This window comes from Streptomyces sp. HUAS TT11, assembly GCF_051553595.1.
In the GTDB taxonomy this organism is placed as follows: Bacteria; Actinomycetota; Actinomycetes; order Streptomycetales; family Streptomycetaceae; genus Streptomyces.
The window spans coordinates 896,767-916,084 of record NZ_CP196184.1; the positions used below are offsets into that span (position 1 = coordinate 896,767).

Below are 19,318 nucleotides of genomic sequence, written 5' to 3' on the forward strand. Positions count from 1 at the left end.
AGGTCCGCTCCCGTCCGACCGGCTCCGCAGTCGGATCCGAGCCGCTCACCGATCGTCCGTCGCCCCGGTGCGTGGGTCACGAACACGGCCTGCTCTGCAAGAAGTTCGTGTTCCGGGTGCTCCTCGGAGCGCCCGGAACAAAGAGCTGACCCGCAACAGCAGCACAGCAGTGCGCACCGAAATGCCGTCCGTCGAACCGGGTCACCCGCTGCGCAGCGGGCGGTCAGGAACGGCAGGTGACATGCAGCCGGGCCGCGGCGTTGTTGGCGTAGCCTCGCGGATTCCACACCGTTGCCGGGGATTCGGGCTGCACGGCCGCGGTGGAGTCCCAGGCACGGGCGATGAGTTCGGTCTCCCCCGACGGCAGATCCAGGGTCGTGTGCCAGTGCTGCCACGTCCAGGGGCTCTCCGGGAGTTCCACCTGCGCATGGGTCCAGGTGTCGCCGCCGTCGGCGGAGACGTCCACGCGTTCCACGGTCCGGTCGTCCCCGGCGTAGGCGAAGCCGGCGACCTCGGTCGGCCCGGCGGGCAGCCGGGCGTCCTTGCCCGGTCGCAGGATGGCGCAATGGATGGCCACCGGTCCCAGCGTGATGCCTTCGCCGCGTTCCGCCGTGTGCGGGTCGGCCTCGGGCGGCAGGATGCTGTACTCGGTCTGGAAGTAGTTGTCGGACGGTTCGGTCCGCACGCTGATGCGCAGCAGCCACTTGACGCTGCGGGCGCCGATCCAGCCCGGGACGACGACCCGCAGCGGTGCGCCGTGTGCCGCCGGGAGCGTTTGCCCGTTCATGGACCACGCCAGCAGCACCTCGTGCGACGTCGCCTTCGCCATCGGTATCGAACCGCCGAAGCACTGCGGCGGATCGGCCTGGTCCGACACATCGGCGCCGGTGAAGGAGATGTGCGCGGCATCCGGCCGCACTCCTGCCTCGGCCAGCACGTCCGCCAGGCAGACCCCGCTCCAGCGCGCGGTGGAGATAGCCCCGGGTCCCCACGGAACCTGACCGGGTATGTCGCAGACCTCCATCAGATCGGCGCGCCGGTTGCCCGCGCACTGCAGGGTCGCCACCACACTCCGCTCGGGGAAGCGGTCCCGCAGCCGGTCCATCGACATCTCGAGCGGGCGGCCGACCAGTCCGTCGACCCGCAGCCGCCAGTTCTCGGCGTCGAGCTGCGGGATCGGTGCATGGTTGCGGCCGTAGAACGTGTCCACGGGAGTGATCCGGCCGGCCAGGGCCTCCGGGGGCGATTCGGCGTTGTACGGCTCGACCTCATGCACCACCATGTCGTCCCGTTTGTTCCATATGCCCATCCCTCCACTGTTCCCCATGTCCGGTGAAGGTGCCAGGTCAGCCGGACGCCCCCTCGGACGTCCCGAGCCTCGCGAGCGCCGCCGACACCAGCGCGGCGGTCCCCGTCACCGGCGTGAGACGGACAACCGACAGGAAGCGGGGTGAGCGTTCGGCCGCATGTGACGTGCGGTGCCTATATGTTCATCGGCCACTCACGCCGTTGGCCTGCGAATCGTCAGCGGCTACGCTTCCACCGGAGCGCACGTGTGCTCCCCCGGACCACCGCGCACAGGGGAGGATTCATGATGTGGTGGGCGCTGATCCCGGTCGTCTCGATGATCACCGGGCCCGCCGCTCTGTACCTCCTGACCAGGCGTAAACGTCAGGCGGGCGGCGACGGGGCACGCTACGACGAACTCTCCCGGAAGTACACGGCGTTGCTCGAGGAGACAACCTCCGGCGAACTGCCCAACGGCCGGGCGCGCTACCCCGATTCACACTGAGTTCGGGCAACTCGCCCGTCTCCACGCCGCGAGCCGCCGTGGAGCCGACTCGAAGCGGGCCTCTCAGTGGCACCGCCGCGCCGCGCACTTCGGTCGATCCGCCAACATGTCACACCGTCACAACGGCTCCGGCCTGCCGGCGGACAGTCTGCGGGCGGAGGCGATCCCTGCTGGTGCCGCGTCAGAGAGCCATCGCCCTCCGGTGACGTGCGCTCCATCATCCGGCGGAACAAGCACGCCGCCGACGAACGCCTACGGCAGCTCGTGAAGAGGGCGAACGTTGCCTCGCCGCCGCCCCCCCCTCTCCGTCGTCGTTGCCGGTTCCCCCCTCTCCGGCTTACCCGGATCAATCAGCCGGTGGGCCTTGCTCCTTGCTCAGCAAGATTCCGCGCGGTCCGAAGCCGGCAGACGAGTAGAAGCGGACGGCTCCCCGGTTGGGCGCGAAGATGCCGGCGTACAGGATCGAGACTCCGCGCTCTGCGGCGGCGCGCTCCGCCGCGATCACCAAGGCCGATCCGACCCCCTCACCGCGATGCCCGTCCAGCACCACGGTGTGGATCTCGGCCGCGCGACGGGCAGCGAGAATCTGGTGGGCCGGGGGATCTGCCAAGACGATCACCTCCGCCATGCCCACCACATCGCCCGATAGCTCGGCAACCATGATCAGTGCCTCGGAATCGGCCGCGAGTACTTCCTCGAAGTGTCGGTGCACGACCTCGGCGTCGGGAACCCGGTAGATGGTCGGATCGAGTTCGACATGCCTTTCGGCATTCGCGAGACGCAGACGGACAAGCGTCGGCACGTCCTCGCGCTCGGCGTCCCTCACCAAGATCGACATGAGCCCCGAGCCTTCCAGTCCGGCCAGCCGACCGCAAGGCACACGGACAACGCAAGACAAAGGCGAACGTTCCCCGATACGGCACTAGAGATCGAGGACGACTTCGGTCGTCGGCTTGCTGCAGCAGACGAGGACGGAGCCGGGCTCGGGCAGTTCCAGGGGCGGGGTGGTGTAGGCGACATCGCCTTCGACGAGATGGGTGACGCAGGTGTGGCAGACCCCCGTCCGGCAGGACCACCGGGTGGGGACGTCGCAGGCCTCGGCGAGGTCGAGCAGGGAGGCATGGTCCGCCGACCACGCGGTGGTGATACCGCTGCGGGCGAAGGTGACGAGCGGGCCCGTGCCCTCGGGACCGGGTGGCTGGTGCGGTCGGACCGCAGCCGAGGGTGTGACACCGGGGTTGATGGCGGGCAGGGCACTGAACTGCTCCACGTGGATCCGCTCGGAGCCCAGGCCGTGTTCGCGCAGGAAACCGCCGAAGTCGTCCATGAAGGCGGCCGGTCCGCAGAGGTAGGCCTCGGCGTCCGGGGGAATGCCCATGGCCGCCGGTGATGCTGCGGTCGGCCGGCCGTGGATGATGTGGGGCTCGTCGGCGTGCGGGCTTTCGTGGGTGTAGTGGATGAACTCATGGGCGCCCGGAAGGTGCGTCAGGAGTGCGTGGGCCTCGGCCGCGAAGGCGTGGTGGGCCCGGTCCCGAGCGACGTGGATCCACCACACCGGGCGCGGGTCCCCCGTGGCGGCCAGTCGGTGGAGCATGCCCAGCACAGGGGTGGCGCCGATGCCCGCGGAGACGAGTACAACCGGACGGGTGCCTGCTTCCAGTACGAAGGTCCCCCGGGGGCCGGCGATGTCGACGAGGTCACCGGGGTGCACTCTGGTGTGAAGATAACCGCTGACCAGACCGTGCGGCTCGTGCTTCACGCTGATCCGGTACGGGCCGGCGCCGGGTGCCGACGACAGGGAGTAACTGCGTACCGCGGGCGCGCGGTCACCGACCGGCAGGCGGATGGAGAGGTACTGGCCCGGGCGGGGCTCGGGCAGTTGCATGCCGTCGGTGGAGTCGAGGTAGATCGACGAGACGGCGGGAGTCTCGGGGACGATACGGCCGACCCGCATCGGCTTGAAGCCGGGCCACGCCGATTGGCCTCTGTGCTGCTGGGCGGTGGCGCGTTCGTCCGGCCATCCGGGTTCCTGAGCGGGTTGTTCGGCGGCGGCCAGTTCACGGAAGGAGCCCTGCCAACCGGGGCTGAGCGCGGGGATGTTCAGCGCCTTGCGCAGCTTCACGGGATCGCGGCCTGGGAGGTAGAGCAGTGCGTCGGTGTCGGCGACACTGAGCCTCTCGGGGCCCTTTCGGGTGCGGCTGATCTCGTCGCCGGCCTGTACATGGCCTTCGGTGATGACACGCATATAAAAGCCGGGGCGATGGTGGGCGACCAGGAGTGCGGCCATCGTGGGTTCGTCCAGGCGCATACCGACGCGATAGCAGGTGACGCGGGGCTGGGAGACCTCGAATTCGGCTTCGCCGATGCGGTATCGGTCGCCGATGCACACTTCGCCGTCGGGGAGGCCGTCGACGGTGAAGTTCTCTCCGAAGATCCCGAAGGTCAGGTCGTCACGGCCGAGTTGTTTCTGCCAGTACTGATAGGACTGCACCTGATAGACGAGGACGGCCCGCATCTCGCCGCCGTGTCCGGCCAGATCGCCTTGGCCGTCCCCGTCGACATTCAGTCGCCGTACCATCCGGGGCCCGTCCACGGGGGCCTTCCACGCCCCGGTGTGAACGGTCCTTCCCTGCCACGGGACGTCCTTGGGCATCCCTACGTTGACGGACAGCAGCGTCGCCATCGCGGACCTCCTGCGTGGGTGGCCGACCGGCCCAGCCCCTCATCACGCGGGTCTGTGCACTCGGGCCGATCGTAGTTCTTCACCCGGTGCCGCCGCGATTCCGAGTCCCCGAATCGACCGGCACAATCGCCGACATTTTCCGATGGGCGTACAAAAACGTGCCCATTCGTTTTTCCTCGCCAGGCGATTCATAATCCGCATGCTTTCACGGTGGCGAGGCCGTGTCCCACCGCGCGACACTGTTGCCCTCTTGCCGCCGAATTCCACGGCGGGCCTCATTCACACAGCCGAGCGCCGGGCGCTCGTCCCGGTTCGACGGTCCGGTTCGCCGTGGGCACCCTGCGCCCGCAGTCGACCACCGACCGTCACGCACGGTCACCCCTGGAGCGCCCGGAGGTACGGTGATCCCCGTCCGAGCACGGTTCGGCTGCCGGGTCGGCCGACAGGGCTCCGCCGTCGGTCCGCCGTCGTCACCCGGCCGCGCCGTCGCGGGTGCGCTGATAGTGACGCCTGGCCTTCATCCTGTTGCCGCAGACGGCCATGGAGCACCACCGGGCGTTGTTGGTCTTGCTGCGGTCGAGGAGGAACCGGCGGCACTCCGGGTTGTCACACGGCCGCAGCCTGCCGGGCATCGTCTCCTGCAACGCGCTCCAGGCCAGCACGGCCTCCACCGCCATCCGGTGCTCCTTGGGCGCGTCGAGCTCCCAGGAGACGCCCGTCGGGGAAAGACGCGGTCGGGAGACGACATCCTCGAGGAACGGCGCCAGCGACTCGGCCGGCCGACTGCCGCGCACCACACCCTGAAGAACGTCGCGCGCATCGAGAAGGCGCTGACGCTCCGACGCTCCCCCGCGGCCGCCGTGTGCCACCTGCCAGGACTTCGCCGCTTCCGGGTCGGCCAGCTGATCCTCGACCACCCCGTTGACCACCGGCGTGGTGTTGAGGAGCTCGAGCAGTGCGTCCTGCTGTTCCCGATCGACCACCACGACCCCCTCCTAACCAGAAAGATTGCTTTGACAGGTTACATGGACACGCCCACCCCGACCAAACAAGCAGCCCCTACGGACACACAGCGCCGAGCCATCCATAACCTTCACACCCAGCTTGACCGGTTAGGTGGAGTGTGGTCGACTGTCTCTGTAACCATCAAAGCGACTTAGGTGGGTTAGGATCATGAGCCACTTCCCCGGCCGCGCCCTCACCTGACACACCAAGGGTCACAACGGCCCGGCGCCCCAACCTCGCACCGCAGCCACATCGGGCAGGAGCTCTCCGACAGCCGGGGAAGCCACACCACGACCGCCGGCACCAAGGTCGTCCGAGCCTGCTTCCGGCAGCCCGAGAACGGCGGCTCCCACCGTCCTCGCACACCAGGCCCGTCAACCGCACCGACACATCGACCCCCGGAGCGCACGCCGCGCTCCCGCCCGAAGGGAACACATCATGGGACTGTCCTGGCAGCAGGGCCCCTTGTCCGCAGGAGCGATCGGACACTTCCTCACCCCCGACCCCCTGCCGGAGCGCCTGCTGTTCGCCGAGCGGCTGCGCCGCCGCATGCGGGTGAGGTTCAACGGCACCTGGATCGCCGACAGTGAGAACGTCGTCCTGCTGCACGAACCCGGTCGCTACCCGGTGGCCTACTTCCCGCGGGCAGACGTGGACGACAAGGCACTGGTCGCAACGGACAGGGTCACCCACCACCGGGACCTCGGTGACACCGCCTGGTTCGCGGTACGCGCCGGCGACCGCACCGCCGAACGCGCCGCCTGGGAGTTCACCGCACCGCCCGAGTACGCCGTCGAGTTCCAGGGCCGCGTCGCCTTCGCGTGGCGCGCGATGGACGCCTTCTACGAAGAGGACGAGCGCATTCTGGGCCACGCGGCGGACCCCTACCACCGCATCGACATCCGCAGCACCTCGCGCACTCTGGAGGTCCGCCTCGGGGACACCGTGGTGGCCCGCTCCGAACACCCCGTCGTCCTCTACGAGTCCGGATTCGCCCCGCGTTGGTACGTCCCGCGCGCCGACATCGACGAGAGCCTGCTGCGCCCCGCCGAAGGGCAGACCTTCTGCCCCTACAAGGGACTGTGCGACTACTACGACATCGGCGACGCGCGCCGTGCCGCCTGGTCGTACCCCGACGCCTACCGGCAGGTCGGCCGGATCGGCGACATGGTGTCGTTCGAGCCCGACCAGGTCGAGGTCCGGCTCGACGGCAAGCGCCTGGCACCCGAGCCCGGCCAGAAGGTCGTCCCGCACGGCATCGACCGCGGCCTCGACATCGACGAGGCGGGCTCCCGCTGAACCGCCGGGGTGCCGGCCACACCACGCACCACCGGCCGGACGGACCGCATGTCCACCCGCGCCCGGCGGCCTGCCGCTCTTCGCGAAACCGCGCCATGAGCACCGAAGTTCGCATATCACAACCGTTCGGCACGAGAGCTTGTTCGCCCTAGCCTCGGTGCTGATCGATCAAAAGGAGACCAGTGATGTCAGCATCCCTGCAGGGCCGGACAGTTCTCGTGGTGGGCCGCGGCAGCGGTATCGCCCGCGCGGTCGGCGAAGTGGCCCTTGAAGAGGGGGCCCGCGTCATCGCAGCAGGCCGCGACAAGGCCGCACTGCTGGAGAGTTACGGCGAGACCGCGGTGAGCGTCGCCACCGTGGACGTGACCGACGAGGCCTCGATCGCGGCGCTGGCCACGGAGGTCGGGCCCGTCGACCACGTGGTCACGGCCGCCTCCGCCCGGACCCGAGGCACCGTCGGCGAACTGACGCCCGAGGCGATCCTCCGGTCGTTCCACACCAAGGTCGTCGGACCGATCATGCTCACCAAGCACTTCGCGCCCACCATGCGGGCGGGCGGCTCCTTCGTCCTGCTCTCCGGCGTGGCGGCCCTGGAGCCGGACCCGGGATTCCTCGCGGTCGCGGCGACGAACGGCGCGGTCAACACCGTGGTGCGTTCCCTGGCGGTCGAGTTGGCCCCGCTCCGGGTCAACGCCGTGTCGCCCGGCACGATCGACACCGGAGCGTGGGACGCGCTCGGCGAACAGAAGAAGGCCGAGTTGTTCGCGCGTCTGTCCGCCGCCAACCCCGCGGGGCGGATCGGCACCCCGCAGGATGTGGCCCACGCCGTGCTCTTCGCGATGACGAACACCTTCATGACCGGCGTGTCCCTGTCCGTGGACGGTGGGCAGCCTCTCGTCTGATCCCACCGCAACCCCGCGCGAACGGGCCACCCGCCCCCGGCCGTCCGGTGATGCGCCGACAGTCCAGTGATGCGCCGCCCCGCAACACGGCACGCCAGGCGGTGAGTTCCTGCCCGACGGCCGGGACCGGACGCGATCCGCGTCCCCGCCCCGACGGCGCTCGATCCGCTGCTCTGCGCATCCGGAGGTCTGAGGCCGTGCCGACCGCCTGCTGACAGACGGTCGGCACGGACGATCCCTCTTCTGATGCCCGGTGCCCGGCGGACCGGATCGATCGACAACGCGTCGCCGGGCATCCGCCGGGCCGCCGTACGCAACCGGCCCGGCCCTCACGTGTCCCCGTGACCACCACGTGGTCACGGGGGCGAAGGCGGCGTCAGCGAAGGGCGGCGACCCCGGCGTAGATGCCGCTGCCCTCGGACGAGGGCGCCGGCGGCGTCTTGAACCACTCCGTGGCGGTCACCAGACCCGGGTCGACCAGGTCCAGCCCGTCGAAGAAGCGGGCCACTTCGGAGCGGGTGCGGAAGCCGAGGCGGATCCCACCCTTCGCGTACTCGGCGGTGACCTGCTCCGCCAACTCCGGGTAGAGGTCGGACGCGGCGTGCGACAGCACGAAGTAGCTGCCGGCCGGCAGAGCGGCGAGCAACTCGCCGACGATGCCGTGGGCGTCCTGCTCGTCGGGGATGAAGTGCATGAGGGCGATCAGGGACATCGCGATGGGACGATCGAAGTCGAGCACCCGCCGGGCGTGTTCGAGGATCTCCCCGGGGCGGCGGACATCGGCCTCGATGTAGTCCGTGAGCCCCTCAGGACGGCTGACCAGCAGTGCTTCCGCGTGCCGCAGCACGATCGGATCGTTGTCCGTGTAGACGATCTTCGCCGACGGCACGATCTCCTGCACGATCTGATGCAGGTTCGGCTCGGTGGGAATGCCCGTGCCGATGTCGAGGAACTGGTCGATGCCCTGTCCGGCCAGCCAGGCAGCCGCCCTGCGCATGAACTCGCGGTTCTGTCGAGCGGCGTCGTGCGCTTCGGCCGGCAGCATCTTGCCGACCGCCTCGTCGACGGGATAGTTGTCCTTACCGCCCAGCAGCCAGTCGTACACCCGCGCAGGATGCGCCACACTGGTGTCGATCTTCCGAGGGTTGGGGGTGCCCGTCGTCATGACATGCTCCGTCGCGCGAGTAGATCAGAAAGTATTTTCGATCAACTCAGTCTTGCACACCAAATCAGCGGCCTATGCACCCAGTTGGCACGGTGAGCATCCGTGGACCGGGCAGACCCCCGGCCGGCGTCTGTCACCTCGTCGCCCATGTCCACCCCCCTCGCCTCGGGCGACGCCGTCCCCGACGCCGGAACGGGCTCTGTTGACGTTCTTGTCAACAGTTACTGCGGGTCGGATGCAGGGACCGGGGCGCCGAGATCCCGGCCGGTCGCGAGGACCACCGGCACCGAATTCGTCGAACAAAAGTAAGCTGGCACCTGAGGAAGAGACACATGCCACGGAAAGCCAGTGACCGAAGTCGCATCCACGCCTGAGCGTGGTTCTCCTCCACGCAGGCGGCCAGTCACCCACCTACGACGCGTCGGTGGAACACTGCTCGACGCCGTCGTCGCGGACTCGGAACACGCGCGGGTCGAGGTCCTGCGGCGCGGCTCCTCCGGCCACATCACCTGGCAACTTCAGCAGCCGTCCTCCACGCTCTTCTGGTGCCCCTCCGGCGTTCACGAGGCGCTTCTCCAGGTCGACGGAATACGCCTCGGCGTCGTCCCCGGGGCGACGAACGAGCTCCGCTACTTTCCCGCGGGCGCACACATCGAGGGTGAGTTCTCCGTCGACCCGATCGTGACCTACATCCTCGCGTTCGTCGATCCGCACGTGGTCGCCGACTACGGAGTGCACATACCCGACCACCCGTTGACCGGGCCGGCCCTCGGCCCTCTTCGGCAGGGCCTGCACGACCTGGCCCATGACGCCCGGCAGCCCGATGCCGCGACCGCACTGCTCGTCGAGGGCTGGGCACTGCAGTCGATCGCCCACCTCGCAAGGATCGGCACGGCCGACGACGGTGCCCCGACACGAGCGGAGCCGGGGCTGCCCTTCGACGCACTCGCCCGGGTCGAGCAGTACGTGCATGACCATCTTTCGGAATCGATCACCGTGGACCAGCTCGCCCAGGCGGCCGGATTCAGCCGACGCCACTTCCTGCGCGCGTTCCAGCAGCGCACGGGCCGGACCCCCATGCGCCATGTGCTCTGTCTCCGGCTCGAGGAAGCGAAGCTTCGGCTCAGCGGGGGTGACGAGCAGGTGACCGCCATCGCCCTCGCATGCGGCTTCAGCCATGCCCAGCATCTGGCCACCGTCTTCCGCCGGGCCATGGGCGTGACCCCGTCCCAGTTCCGGGTCCGATCACAGACGTTTCCGGCCGTGACGACCGGCCCCCGGCGGTGCGATTAGGCCCGCTCATGCACCCCGCGGCACTCTGCTGGACGCCACCGGGCGCCTCGGCGCGCGATCGTACGAAGTGGCACTGAACTCATCCCTTACCGCAGGGGCGGTCGGCCCGGACGCGAGTCCGGACCCGAGGGGTTTCAGCTCTGCCATCCGTCCCGACCGGTCCACCGCCCCGACTCGCACCCCCGGCCCGCAGGCCGGGTGATCAGTCAGGAGCACCGATGAGCAGCACGGAAAGCTTCGACTACATCATCACCGGTGGCGGCAGCGCGGGATGCGTCCTGGCCGACCGTCTCAGCCGCGACGGCTCCGCCCGCGTACTTCTGCTCGAGGCGGGCGGCTCTGACAGCGACGAGGCCATACGCATACCCGCCGCCCTGGGAACGCTGTTCAAGTCGGAGGTGGACTGGAACTACCGCACGGTCACGCAGTCGGAGGCGGGCCGCACGTTCTACTGGCCGCGCGGGAAGACACTGGGTGGATCGTCCTCCACCAACGTCATGATCTACATTCGCGGCAACAGGTACGACTACGACGGCTGGCGCGACGACTTCAATGCGGTCGGCTGGGGGTACGACGACGTGCTCCCCTACTTCGTGAAATCCGAAGCGCATCGCCGGCTGGGCCCGCCCTACCACGGCAAGGACGGCCCTCTGCATGTCGAGGACCGCGCCTACACGCACGAGCTCTCCCATGCCTGGCTGGCCTCCGCCGAGGAGTGGGGGCTGGACTACAACGACGACTTCGCCGGGGAGTCACCCCTGGGCGCCGGCCCCTACCAGGTGACATGTCATGACGGACGCCGCTGGTCCGCAGCCGACGCATATCTGCGTCCCGCCCTGAGCCGGCCGAACCTCGCCACACGGACCCGTGCCTTCGTCACGCGGATCCTTCTGGCGGGTTCCAGAGCGACAGGGGTGTCCTACATCGTGGACGGCGAGGAGGTGACGGCGTACGCAGACGCCGAGGTCCTGCTCTGCGCGGGTGCCGTCAACTCCCCTCAACTCCTGCTTCTGTCGGGCATCGGTCCGCCCGGGCATCTGCGCGAGGTGGGCATCGAGCCGCGGGTGCCCCTGGCCGGAGTCGGACAGAACCTCCAGGATCAGCTCCTCGTACCGCTGGTGTGGGAGACCCGGGAAGCCGACGACGTCGTCCTGGACCTGCTCACCCCCGACCATCTGGCCCGGTGGCGGACCTCGGGCGACGGTCCCTTCGCCTCCAACTACGGCGAGGTCGGCGCCTTCCTGACCGTCGCGGGCAGCGGGCCCGGGCCCGACATCCAACTCACCGGCGGTCCAACGGCCCTCATCCTCAGCGGAGAAGAAGTACCTCAGCGGTCGGTGTTCACCATGAACGCCACCGTCCTGAATCCCTCCGCGCGCGGGGCGATCCGTCTGGCGTCGGCCGATCCCCGGGCACACCCCCTGATCGATCCCCGGTATTTCGACGATCCCGCCGATCTGCGGCTCATGGTGAAAGGCCTCCGGGCGGCCGTGGGCATCGCCCTGTGCCCGCCCTTCGCCGACCACCTCGCCAGGCCCTGTCTTCCGGACACAGCGGATCTGGACCACCTCGACGAGGCGGACTGGGAACACCACGTCCGCCGCTGGAGCGCCACCTGCTACCACCCCGTGGGAACCTGCCCTATGGGCGAGGGGGAGGAGTCCGTCGTGAACCCTGCGCTCCAGGTCCACGGCGTGGACGGCCTGCGGGTCGTGGACGCGTCGGTCATGCCGACGGTGACCAGCGGAAACACCAACGCTCCCACCATGATGATCGCGGAACGGGCCGCGGACCTCCTCCTCCGGAGGTAGGCACCTGCCTGTGCGCGCAGCGCCGATCCTCTACGGGGTGCTTCTCAACGGTTGCAGTACGGCGGCACCGGCTCGCATGATCACGGACACGGGTGACTCCACCCACCGCATCAGATCGCGCGGCAGGGAGGAGTCGAGTTCGATGGTCACCCGGACGTACCGGGTGTGCAGCTGAGCGACCTTGGCCGGACGGGGTGCGGTGGCCTCCGGTCCGCGTTGCAGTGCGGCTCGGTAGGTGTCCTTGCGCTGGTTCACGGCTTGTCCTGACGCTTGATGAGTTCGTCTGCGAGGTCCATGTACGCCGAGCCCTTGACCCGGACCGGGCTGCCGAACGACTGGGCGTAGAGGTCGAGCCGTGGGACGTGGGTCGACAGCACGTCGAATCCCCGCTCGGTGAGGGCTTCGCGGGCATCGGCATCGGGACCGGTGCGCGTGGCGTCGGCACGGTTGGTGCGGTTCAGCAGCACGGCGGCGCGCGCCGGACTGACCCGCAGGGACTGCACGTCGCCCATCTCACCGCCGATGGGCGCCATGCGGTCCAGTTCGATGGGGGCGGGGGTCACCGGTACGATCCACTCGCTCGCGTACCGCATGATGCTGCGGGTGATGTGCGCGTGGTCCTCCATCTGCGGAGCGTCGAAGACCACGGCCTGCCGATTGCCCAGGAAGTCGTTCACGCGCCGGTGCACATCGCCCACCGGAAGGGCGATCACGGGAAACGGGAAGCCACCTGCCAGTTCGCTCCAGCGCAGCGCGGAGGACGCGGGATCGCTGTCGACCAGAAGCGGCGACAGACCCGACTCGTGAAGTGCGTGAGCCAACCAGACCGCGCTGGTCGTCTTTCCCACTCCGGGTTTCAGGTTCACAAACGCATAGCTCAGCGACACGAGAGTCGACGCTAGCGGCCACGAGCCGCAGGTCATCGCGGCGCGGGGCACACGGGTCCGTGGTTCACCCGGCAGCGCGGGGGGATCATCCGGATGGGCCAGGGGTCGGGTTGCCGGGCTGCTCCTTTGGTCCGTGGACGCACAGGACCTCGCGCTCCTCGGCCGTGAGCAACGGCTCGGCGGATCACGAACTCGCGGGTTCCGACGATGGCCGGCCTTCGTCCGGGCGGGCGCCGCGGGTGGCGCCCGCCGATGCGGCCACCACGCACAGCACCGCGATCCACTGCGCCCAGTGCAGCCTCTCCTGGAGCACGACGAGGCCGATGAGGGCCGCCATCGCCGGTTCGAGGCTCATCAGGATGCCGAACACGCGCGGTGGAATCCGGCGTAGTGCTTCCAGGTCCAGCGAGTACGGGATCACCGACGACAGCAACGCCACGCCGAGCCCTGCGACCAGGACCCACGGCTGCATCAGTGCCGTTCCGCTGTCGGCCACACCGAACGGCACCGCCACCAGTGCCGCGACGACCATTCCCAGAGCCAGACCGTTGCCTTCCGTGGTGTGCCGGCCCAGCGCCGCGCCGAGCAGGATGTACACACCCCAGCACGTTCCCGCGCCGAGGGCGAACAGAAAACCGACGGGGTCGAGGTCGCCCCGCCCCTCCATCAGCAGGACCACACCACCTGCCGCGAGCACGGCCCAGAAGGCGTCCAGCCATCGCCTCGACCCCGCCAGGGCCACCGCCAGCGGCCCGAGGAACTCGACGGTGACCGCGATCCCCAACGGGATCCGGGCCAGCGCCAGATAGAAGCACAGGTTCATCAGGCCGAGTACCACGCCGTAGCCGAGCACGACGATCCACGTGCGACGCTTCATGCGCAGGGACGGCCGCCACACCGTCATCAGCACGGCCGCCGCGAAGAACAGCCGCAGCGCGACGGTCCCGAAGCTGCCCACCGCGCTGAACAGATGCTTGGCCAAGGCGGAGCCCAACTGAACGCTGACGATGCCGAGCAGTACCAGTGCCGTCGGCGGGATCGCGCCGAAGGCCCGTCCGGTCAGGGAGGATCGGGCTGACGGGCCGCGTTCGGTCCGGCCGACGTTCGTGGTGGCCACGCGTGGATTATCGACGATCGGGCGCCACGGGTCACATGATTAACCGGCATGGCGTCCACCGCCCGACCCCGAGATGGCCGCACGGCAGGCGCGGCGGTTCCACCACCGTTCCCGGTCCGATTGCCCCACCGGCCGCCCCGCCTCGTGACGTCGGTTCCCGGGCAGGGGTATATCTCGAAGTGCCGTGCGTCGTAAGTGTCGTCGAGAGAAGGGCCGGCTGTGATGGAGCGGACAACGTGCTGCGTGGTGGGCGGCGGTCCCGCGGGCATGATCCTCGGTCTGCTGCTGGCCAGGGCCGGGGTCGCCGTCACCGTCCTGGAGAAGCACGCCGACTTCCTGCGTGACTTCCGCGGCGACACCGTGCATCCGTCGACTCTGGCGCTGCTGGACGACCTGGGACTGGCCGAGCGTTTCGCCGGGCTGCCGCAGCGCCGGGTGACCACGCTCCAACTTCCGCTCGGCGCCGACGATGCGCTGATCACCGTCTCGGACATCGGCGCGCTGCCGGGTCCGTACAACTACGTGGCGATGGTGCCGCAGTGGGATCTGCTCGACCTCCTCGCCGACGAGGCACGGAAGGAGCCGTCCTTCTCGCTGCGGATGAACACCGAGGCCACCTCCTTCCTGGTGGAGCGCGGACGGGTGACCGGGGTGCGGTACCGCACCTCCGACGGCCGTACCGGCGAACTCCGGGCCACGCTCACCGTGGCCTGCGACGGCCGGGGTTCGCTGGCCCGTTCCCGCCCCGAGCTGGGCCTGACGGAGTTCACCTGTCCCATGGACGCCTGGTGGTTCCGGCTGCCACGGCGGGAGGGCGACCCGCACGGGCTGGTGGGGGGCGCGGGCGACCGGTTCATCACCGCCATGATCGACCGCGGGGAGTACTGGCAGTGCGCCGCGCTGATTCCCAAGGGCACGGACGCCGAGCGCCGTGCCGACGGTCTCGACCGGTTCATGGCCGAGTTCTCCGCCGCCGTGCCCTGGCTCGGGGACCGTACCCACGCGCTGCGGTCGTGGGACGAGGTGAAGATGCTCGATGTGCGTCTCGACCGCCTCCGGCGCTGGCACCGACCGGGGCTTTTGTGCATCGGAGACGCTGCGCACGCGATGTCACCGGTCTTCGGTATCGGCATCAACCTCGCGGTCGAGGACGCGGTGGCCGCCGCGCGCTACCTTGTCGAGCCGCTGCTCAGAGGCGAGGTCGGGCTGCGCGACGTGCGCAGCATCCAGCGGCGCCGATGGCCGACCACCGCGCTGACGCAGGCACTGCAGCGGCTCGCTCATGCGCGGGTCATCGCCCCGGTCCTCGCCGGCGACCCGCCGTTCGGCCATGCGCGGCTGGCGGAGCGGGCGAGCGAACTCCTCGCCGGCTCACCCTGGCTCAAGCGCCTGCCGGCGTACTTCATCGGTTACGGCGCCCTGCGCGAGCGTCCGCCGGCGCGGTCGGTGCAGTGACCCGTGGCCGCGGGTCCCCTTCGGTCAGGAGGGCGCACCGGTCAGGACTTCCACCTTGCCGGTGTCGAGGGAGTAGTAGGCGCCGACGACGGCGAGAGAGCCCTTTTCCACGAGCGGGGCCAGGTCCTGGTTGGAGCGCAATGCGTCGGCGGTCAGCCTGACCTGGGCCCGGGCCATGGTCTCGACCGGGTCGGAACCCCCGTCCCGCGCCGCCTGTTCGTAGGCGGGCCGCAACGCCTCGGCGATCGCCTCCAGGTTGCCGGGCAGCGGCTTGCCGTCCCGAATGGACCGGTGAGCCGCCTCGACGGCACCGCAACGCTGGTGTCCGAGCACCACGATGAGCGGAGTGCCGCTCGTCATCGGTCCGTACTCCACTGAACCCGTGACCACCGGGCCGATCGCCTCGCCGCCCGTGCGCATCACGAAGAGGTCGCCCAACCCTGTGTCGAAGAGGAGCTCGGGCGGCACACGGGAGTCGATGCAGGCGAGGACCGACCCGATGGGCTGCTGCTTCCGGGCCACGAACTCGCGTCGGCTGGGGTCCCGGTCGGGGTGCTGAAGGTCCCCCCGCACCCAGCGGTCGTTGCCGTCCATGAGTCTCGCGAAGGCCTGCGCCGGTGTGGCCGACCGCGCGTCCGCCGGAGCACGGGCGGCCAGCGGTGCCGTACGGGTCGACGTACACCCCGCCAGCCCGACGGCGGCGACCGCAAGCCCGCTGCCCAGCAGGGTTCTGCGATCCGGCTGTCCCGTTGTGTCCATCGGGCGTTCCCCTCGGTCTGCTCGACACGTCCTACGACTTGACCAGGGAGATTGTTGAGCGCGCCGGGCGCGCCGGCCGGTAGGCGCAAGCGGGCGCGGAACGCTTTGCCACCAACGGCGCACGACCTCGCCTGTCACCTTTTCGACGACGATGCGCGCGGCTGAGCCGGTCGTCCCGGGTGAGCCCGCTCGCACGCCGTCGCCATGGATCCAGGTCTGTGGCCTCAGGAGTGGGGTGGCGTGTGATGGCGGCGGTAGTGCCGGGCGACACGCATGCGGTTGCCGCAGGTGGGTGAGCACCATTCCCTGCGTGCGTGGTTCTTGACGAAGAAGAGCAGGCAGTTGGGTGCCAGGCAGGGACGCAGCCGGTCGCGGTCGGGGCCGGCGAAGAGTTGGACGGCCTGGTGGGCGAGGAGCTGGACGGCGCGGTCGGCGGCCGTGCCGGGACCTCGGTAGGCCTGTGTGGGGTGCCCGTCGGTGGGCCAGACCAGCTCGGGCCAGGTCTGTGCGAGGCGGTTGAGGGTGCTGATGGCTTCCGGTCGGGCAAGGTCGGGTGCGGTGGCCGGGGGACGCGGATCCTCGCTCGTCTCCGCTGCGAGCCGTCGTAGCGCGTCGCGCAGTGCCCGCAGGGGGCCGGCGACCGCGCACACCGCGTCCTCGTCCAGTTGCTCGGCGGTGATCGGACTGTCGGTTCCCAGCCGGCCGGCGACTGCACGCAGCCAGGCAGCGGCGCCGGCGTCGCTGTCGAGGGCGTCGTGGGTACGGCCGCGGTCGGCGGTGACGGTGTTCATCAGCTCGACCGGCAGTGGTTCACCCAGCAGCGGCGCGCTCGTGATCACACCCTCGCTCCTCATATCCCCAGGGTAACTCCCTGGCTAATGGGTGCGATCGGCGTCATTCATTTGGCGGCGACGGTCCAGCCCGGTACAGGAGGCCGACTTGCCCACGCAGGAACGCCGGGCCCCACTCACCCACCCCCTGGGCTCACCCGCCCTGCCCGGCGATCGCCCGCGCCGTCCGTGCGGCCCTGTCCTCCGTTTCGGCCAGGGCGCTCTCCGTCACCCCGAAGAGGCCCTGGCGGAGGAAGACGGCAAGGCCGTGGGCGGCTCCGGCGACCCGGAGCAGCAGGTCGAAGGCGCTGTCGTGATCCGGCCTGAGGCGCCTGACCATCGGCATCACCGTCTCCGTCACCTCGCGCCCAGCGGCTTCGAGTTCAGAGTGGCGGGACTTGTCGAGCCCCGCATGGAAGGTGATGTCGAACAGGGCCGGCTCGTCCGCCGCGAAGCGCACATAGGCGGCGGCGAAGGCCGCCAGCTGTTCCACGGGGTCGTCGCCGGCGCCCACGGCCGCGGCGAAGCGTCTGCACTGCTCGCGGTAGCCCTGTGCGGCCAGCGCGGCCAACAGCGTGTCGCGGTCGGCGAAGTGCTTGTACGGAGCCGCCACGCTCACCCCGGCCCGGCGGCTCGCCTCGGCGAGGGTGAAGCCGTGCGGCCCGCGCTCGGCCACGAGCTCCAGCGTCGCTCGCAGCAGGGCATTGCGCAGGTCGCCGTGGTGGTGACCGGTGGGGCGCCGCTTGACAGGAGAACTCACGGGCCTAAGGTTAACATCACTCACCAGGTAAAAAGCATTAACCAGGAGGACTCGTGACCATCGCCCCCGCCTACCGTTTCCACCACATCAGCCTCTCCGTCGCCGACCTGCCCGCACAGGAGGGCTGGTACCGAGCCGCCCTGGGTCTTGTTCGGGTGGACGAGCGGCTCGATCTGCCCGACGCAGGTGTGCGTACCGTCGTACTGAGCGACTCCGCCGGCCTGCGCGTGGAGTTCGTCGAGCGATCCGGATCCACACCCGTCGTCCACAGCGACCCCTTCGCCGCCACCGCCACGCAGACCTTCACCCACGTCGCACTCCAGGTGCCCGACCTCGAAGCCGCCTTCGCCCGGCTGGTCGACGAGTGCGGCGCGGGGCGGGTGTCGCCGCCCTCCCCCGGCGTCACCGACGGCATGCGCTACGCCTACGTCCAGGACCCCGAGGGCAATCTCATCGAGCTGATCGAGGTCTCGGCCGCCTGACAACATGACCGTCCGCAGGGCCGGTTGACCCGGAGCGGAGGACGATCCCGGCCCTCACCGTCACCGATGCGGCGTGCCTGCAGCGGAAGTCGGCTTCCGGCGCGCTCAACCCGCCCTTTCCCGTGCGGCCTTCAGGGGCGCCGCATGATGCGCTTGTTCCCGTGCGACCCCGCTGGCAAGGTCATGCCCTGTGCCTTCCTTCTCCGCCCACGACGGACCCGAGCTCGCCTGCCACGTGTTCGGAGACGATCCTCGCCTGGTCCGCCTGCCCGGAGGAACCGTGCAGGACTCGGCGTACCTCGCCGAGCTCGGCGGGCTCTCCGCGCACCGGCGGTCGATCATGCCGGATCTTCGAGGCACAGGACGGTCGGCGGCACGGGAGGACATCGCCTCCTATCACTGTGACCGGCTCGTGGACGACATGGACGCTCTCCGTGAGCACCTCGGCCTCGAGCGGACGGATCTGCTCGCGCACTCCGCCTGTACGAACCTGCCCCTGCTGTACACGGAGCGACACCCGGCACATGTCGGCAGGCTCGGGCCGATCACACCGAGCGTCGTCGCCGTCGGCGTCCGGGGACGTGCGGCGCGAGACGGCACGGCTGCGCAGGGGCGAGGCGTGGTTCCCGGTGGCGTACGCGGCCCTGGAATCGATGGTCTCCGGCCGAGCGACCACCGATTCGCGGCAGGAGATCGCGCCGTTCCGGTACGGCCGCTGGGACGAAGCGGCCCAGACCCATCACGCCGCGGGAAGCGCGCAACGGAACGGCGAAGCCGCGGCCGTCTTCGGCGCAGAGGGCGTTTTCGCTCCGGATGCCACCCGCACGGCACCGGCGGTGTTCGGACAGCCCATGCTCCCGCTCGCCGGGAAGGTCGATCCCACTTCCCCTCCCCCGGCCGCGGCCGAGACGGCTCGGCTCTTCCCTCGTGCCGAGCCGGTCGTGCAGCCCGCGCCGGTCACCTTCCGCGGCTCGACGACGCCGACCGTTTCGCGGCCGCCATTACGGCCTTCCCGGGGTGAACGAGCCCGGCCGTGGAGACCGAGCGCTCCCGGAGGGGGGTGTCCTCCGGGTCCGTC

General features: G+C 69.8%; 19 protein-coding genes. 8 read left to right on the forward strand and 11 right to left on the reverse strand.

Going from position 1 to position 19,318, the window contains the following annotated elements; all coding sequences use genetic code 11:
• Nucleotides 1–223 precede the first annotated feature (223 nt).
• Nucleotides 224–1,309 carry a sulfite oxidase gene (locus ACSHXN_RS04295; RefSeq protein ID WP_356114293.1) on the reverse strand — a complete coding sequence of 362 codons (1,086 nt, stop codon included), beginning with the start codon at nucleotides 1,307–1,309 and terminating at the stop codon, nucleotides 224–226.
• A 282-nt stretch (nucleotides 1,310–1,591) separates the two neighbouring features.
• Here ACSHXN_RS04295 and ACSHXN_RS04300 point away from each other — a divergent pair, with 282 nt between their 5' ends.
• Nucleotides 1,592–1,792 carry a hypothetical protein gene (locus ACSHXN_RS04300; protein ID WP_355134743.1) on the forward strand — a complete coding sequence of 67 codons (201 nt, stop codon included), beginning with the start codon at nucleotides 1,592–1,594 and terminating at the stop codon, nucleotides 1,790–1,792.
• A 346-nt stretch (nucleotides 1,793–2,138) separates the two neighbouring features.
• Here ACSHXN_RS04300 and ACSHXN_RS04305 read toward each other — a convergent pair whose 3' ends face one another.
• From ACSHXN_RS04305 to ACSHXN_RS04315, 3 genes are all read right to left on the reverse strand, one after another.
• The gene (locus ACSHXN_RS04305) at nucleotides 2,139–2,630 is read right to left on the reverse strand and encodes a GNAT family N-acetyltransferase (protein ID WP_355134741.1); all 492 of its coding nucleotides are present in this window, start codon (nucleotides 2,628–2,630) and stop codon (nucleotides 2,139–2,141) included.
• Nucleotides 2,631–2,714: 84 nt separating this feature from the next.
• Nucleotides 2,715–4,475, reverse strand: a complete 1,761-nt coding sequence (locus ACSHXN_RS04310; protein ID WP_438302672.1) for an MOSC domain-containing protein — start codon at nucleotides 4,473–4,475, stop codon at nucleotides 2,715–2,717.
• 470 nt (nucleotides 4,476–4,945) lie between these two features.
• The gene (locus ACSHXN_RS04315; RefSeq protein ID WP_438306424.1) at nucleotides 4,946–5,458 is read right to left on the reverse strand and encodes a CGNR zinc finger domain-containing protein; all 513 of its coding nucleotides are present in this window, start codon (nucleotides 5,456–5,458) and stop codon (nucleotides 4,946–4,948) included.
• A 460-nt stretch (nucleotides 5,459–5,918) separates the two neighbouring features.
• On the opposite strand from ACSHXN_RS04315, the gene ACSHXN_RS04320 reads away from it, so the two are divergent.
• Both ACSHXN_RS04320 and ACSHXN_RS04325 read left to right on the forward strand, forming a co-directional pair.
• Nucleotides 5,919–6,779 (forward strand): DUF427 domain-containing protein, encoded by an 861-nt coding sequence (locus ACSHXN_RS04320; RefSeq protein ID WP_356114297.1) that lies wholly within the window; start codon nucleotides 5,919–5,921, stop codon nucleotides 6,777–6,779.
• A gap of 185 nt (nucleotides 6,780–6,964) precedes the next feature.
• The gene (locus ACSHXN_RS04325) at nucleotides 6,965–7,681 is read left to right on the forward strand and encodes an SDR family oxidoreductase (RefSeq protein ID WP_438302673.1); all 717 of its coding nucleotides are present in this window, start codon (nucleotides 6,965–6,967) and stop codon (nucleotides 7,679–7,681) included.
• Between the two features lie 376 nt (nucleotides 7,682–8,057).
• Here ACSHXN_RS04325 and ACSHXN_RS04330 read toward each other — a convergent pair whose 3' ends face one another.
• On the reverse strand, nucleotides 8,058–8,846 hold the full coding sequence (locus ACSHXN_RS04330) for an SAM-dependent methyltransferase (RefSeq protein WP_355134731.1): 789 nt from the start codon (nucleotides 8,844–8,846) through the stop codon (nucleotides 8,058–8,060).
• 348 nt (nucleotides 8,847–9,194) lie between these two features.
• On the opposite strand from ACSHXN_RS04330, the gene ACSHXN_RS04335 reads away from it, so the two are divergent.
• A complete protein-coding gene (locus tag ACSHXN_RS04335) occupies nucleotides 9,195–10,139 on the forward strand; it encodes an AraC family transcriptional regulator (RefSeq protein WP_355134729.1) in 945 nt (314 codons plus the stop codon).
• A gap of 218 nt (nucleotides 10,140–10,357) precedes the next feature.
• A complete protein-coding gene (locus ACSHXN_RS04340) occupies nucleotides 10,358–11,950 on the forward strand; it encodes a GMC family oxidoreductase (RefSeq protein WP_438302674.1) in 1,593 nt (530 codons plus the stop codon).
• A 30-nt stretch (nucleotides 11,951–11,980) separates the two neighbouring features.
• Here ACSHXN_RS04340 and ACSHXN_RS04345 read toward each other — a convergent pair whose 3' ends face one another.
• The 3 genes from ACSHXN_RS04345 to ACSHXN_RS04355 all read right to left on the reverse strand — a co-directional run bounded on the left by ACSHXN_RS04345 (nucleotide 11,981) and on the right by ACSHXN_RS04355 (nucleotide 13,954).
• Complete coding sequence (locus ACSHXN_RS04345) at nucleotides 11,981–12,205, reverse strand: hypothetical protein (protein ID WP_355134725.1); 225 nt, start codon at nucleotides 12,203–12,205, stop codon at nucleotides 11,981–11,983.
• Nucleotides 12,202–12,837, reverse strand: a complete 636-nt coding sequence (locus tag ACSHXN_RS04350) for a ParA family protein (protein ID WP_331263494.1) — start codon at nucleotides 12,835–12,837, stop codon at nucleotides 12,202–12,204. Before ACSHXN_RS04350 ends, ACSHXN_RS04345 begins: the two co-directional genes overlap by 4 nt.
• Before the next feature lie 184 nt (nucleotides 12,838–13,021).
• On the reverse strand, nucleotides 13,022–13,954 hold the full coding sequence (locus ACSHXN_RS04355) for an EamA family transporter (RefSeq protein ID WP_355134723.1): 933 nt from the start codon (nucleotides 13,952–13,954) through the stop codon (nucleotides 13,022–13,024).
• Between the two features lie 222 nt (nucleotides 13,955–14,176).
• On the opposite strand from ACSHXN_RS04355, the gene ACSHXN_RS04360 reads away from it, so the two are divergent.
• The gene (locus ACSHXN_RS04360) at nucleotides 14,177–15,409 is read left to right on the forward strand and encodes an FAD-dependent oxidoreductase (protein ID WP_438302675.1); all 1,233 of its coding nucleotides are present in this window, start codon (nucleotides 14,177–14,179) and stop codon (nucleotides 15,407–15,409) included.
• 24 nt (nucleotides 15,410–15,433) lie between these two features.
• Here the strand turns inward: ACSHXN_RS04360 and ACSHXN_RS04365 are convergent, their stop codons facing one another.
• The 3 genes from ACSHXN_RS04365 to ACSHXN_RS04375 all read right to left on the reverse strand — a co-directional run bounded on the left by ACSHXN_RS04365 (nucleotide 15,434) and on the right by ACSHXN_RS04375 (nucleotide 17,758).
• Entirely contained in the window at nucleotides 15,434–16,168 is a 735-nt protein-coding gene (locus ACSHXN_RS04365) for a carbonic anhydrase (RefSeq protein WP_383355680.1), read from the reverse strand.
• Between the two features lie 224 nt (nucleotides 16,169–16,392).
• On the reverse strand, nucleotides 16,393–17,022 hold the full coding sequence (locus ACSHXN_RS04370; protein WP_355134717.1) for a CGNR zinc finger domain-containing protein: 630 nt from the start codon (nucleotides 17,020–17,022) through the stop codon (nucleotides 16,393–16,395).
• 130 nt (nucleotides 17,023–17,152) lie between these two features.
• Nucleotides 17,153–17,758 (reverse strand): TetR/AcrR family transcriptional regulator, encoded by a 606-nt coding sequence (locus ACSHXN_RS04375; protein WP_355134715.1) that lies wholly within the window; start codon nucleotides 17,756–17,758, stop codon nucleotides 17,153–17,155.
• A 53-nt stretch (nucleotides 17,759–17,811) separates the two neighbouring features.
• On the opposite strand from ACSHXN_RS04375, the gene ACSHXN_RS04380 reads away from it, so the two are divergent.
• Together ACSHXN_RS04380 and ACSHXN_RS04385 are read left to right on the forward strand one after the other, a co-directional pair.
• Nucleotides 17,812–18,240, forward strand: coding sequence for a VOC family protein (locus ACSHXN_RS04380; protein WP_438302676.1), 429 nt, complete (start codon nucleotides 17,812–17,814; stop codon nucleotides 18,238–18,240).
• Nucleotides 18,241–18,520: 280 nt separating this feature from the next.
• Nucleotides 18,521–19,261 carry an alpha/beta fold hydrolase gene (locus ACSHXN_RS04385; RefSeq protein ID WP_438306425.1) on the forward strand — a complete coding sequence of 247 codons (741 nt, stop codon included), beginning with the start codon at nucleotides 18,521–18,523 and terminating at the stop codon, nucleotides 19,259–19,261.
• Nucleotides 19,262–19,318: the final 57 nt, after the last annotated feature.

Excerpts from the sequence above, each read along its gene's own strand:
- ACSHXN_RS04305 (WP_355134741.1), bottom strand. The coding sequence starts at position 2,630 with ATGTCGATCTTGGTGAGGGACGCCGAGCGCGAGGACGTGCCGACGCTT.
- ACSHXN_RS04340 (WP_438302674.1), top strand. The coding sequence starts at position 10,358 with ATGAGCAGCACGGAAAGCTTCGACTACATCATCACCGGTGGCGGCAGC.
- ACSHXN_RS04370 (WP_355134717.1), bottom strand. The coding sequence starts at position 17,022 with ATGAGGAGCGAGGGTGTGATCACGAGCGCGCCGCTGCTGGGTGAACCA.
- ACSHXN_RS04295 (WP_356114293.1), bottom strand. The coding sequence starts at position 1,309 with ATGGGCATATGGAACAAACGGGACGACATGGTGGTGCATGAGGTCGAG.
- ACSHXN_RS04365 (WP_383355680.1), bottom strand. The coding sequence starts at position 16,168 with ATGGACACAACGGGACAGCCGGATCGCAGAACCCTGCTGGGCAGCGGG.
- ACSHXN_RS04310 (WP_438302672.1), bottom strand. The coding sequence starts at position 4,475 with ATGGCGACGCTGCTGTCCGTCAACGTAGGGATGCCCAAGGACGTCCCG.
- ACSHXN_RS04330 (WP_355134731.1), bottom strand. The coding sequence starts at position 8,846 with ATGACGACGGGCACCCCCAACCCTCGGAAGATCGACACCAGTGTGGCG.
- ACSHXN_RS04360 (WP_438302675.1), top strand. The coding sequence starts at position 14,177 with ATGGAGCGGACAACGTGCTGCGTGGTGGGCGGCGGTCCCGCGGGCATG.
- ACSHXN_RS04320 (WP_356114297.1), top strand. The coding sequence starts at position 5,919 with ATGGGACTGTCCTGGCAGCAGGGCCCCTTGTCCGCAGGAGCGATCGGA.
- ACSHXN_RS04325 (WP_438302673.1), top strand. The coding sequence starts at position 6,965 with ATGTCAGCATCCCTGCAGGGCCGGACAGTTCTCGTGGTGGGCCGCGGC.
- ACSHXN_RS04300 (WP_355134743.1), top strand. The coding sequence starts at position 1,592 with ATGATGTGGTGGGCGCTGATCCCGGTCGTCTCGATGATCACCGGGCCC.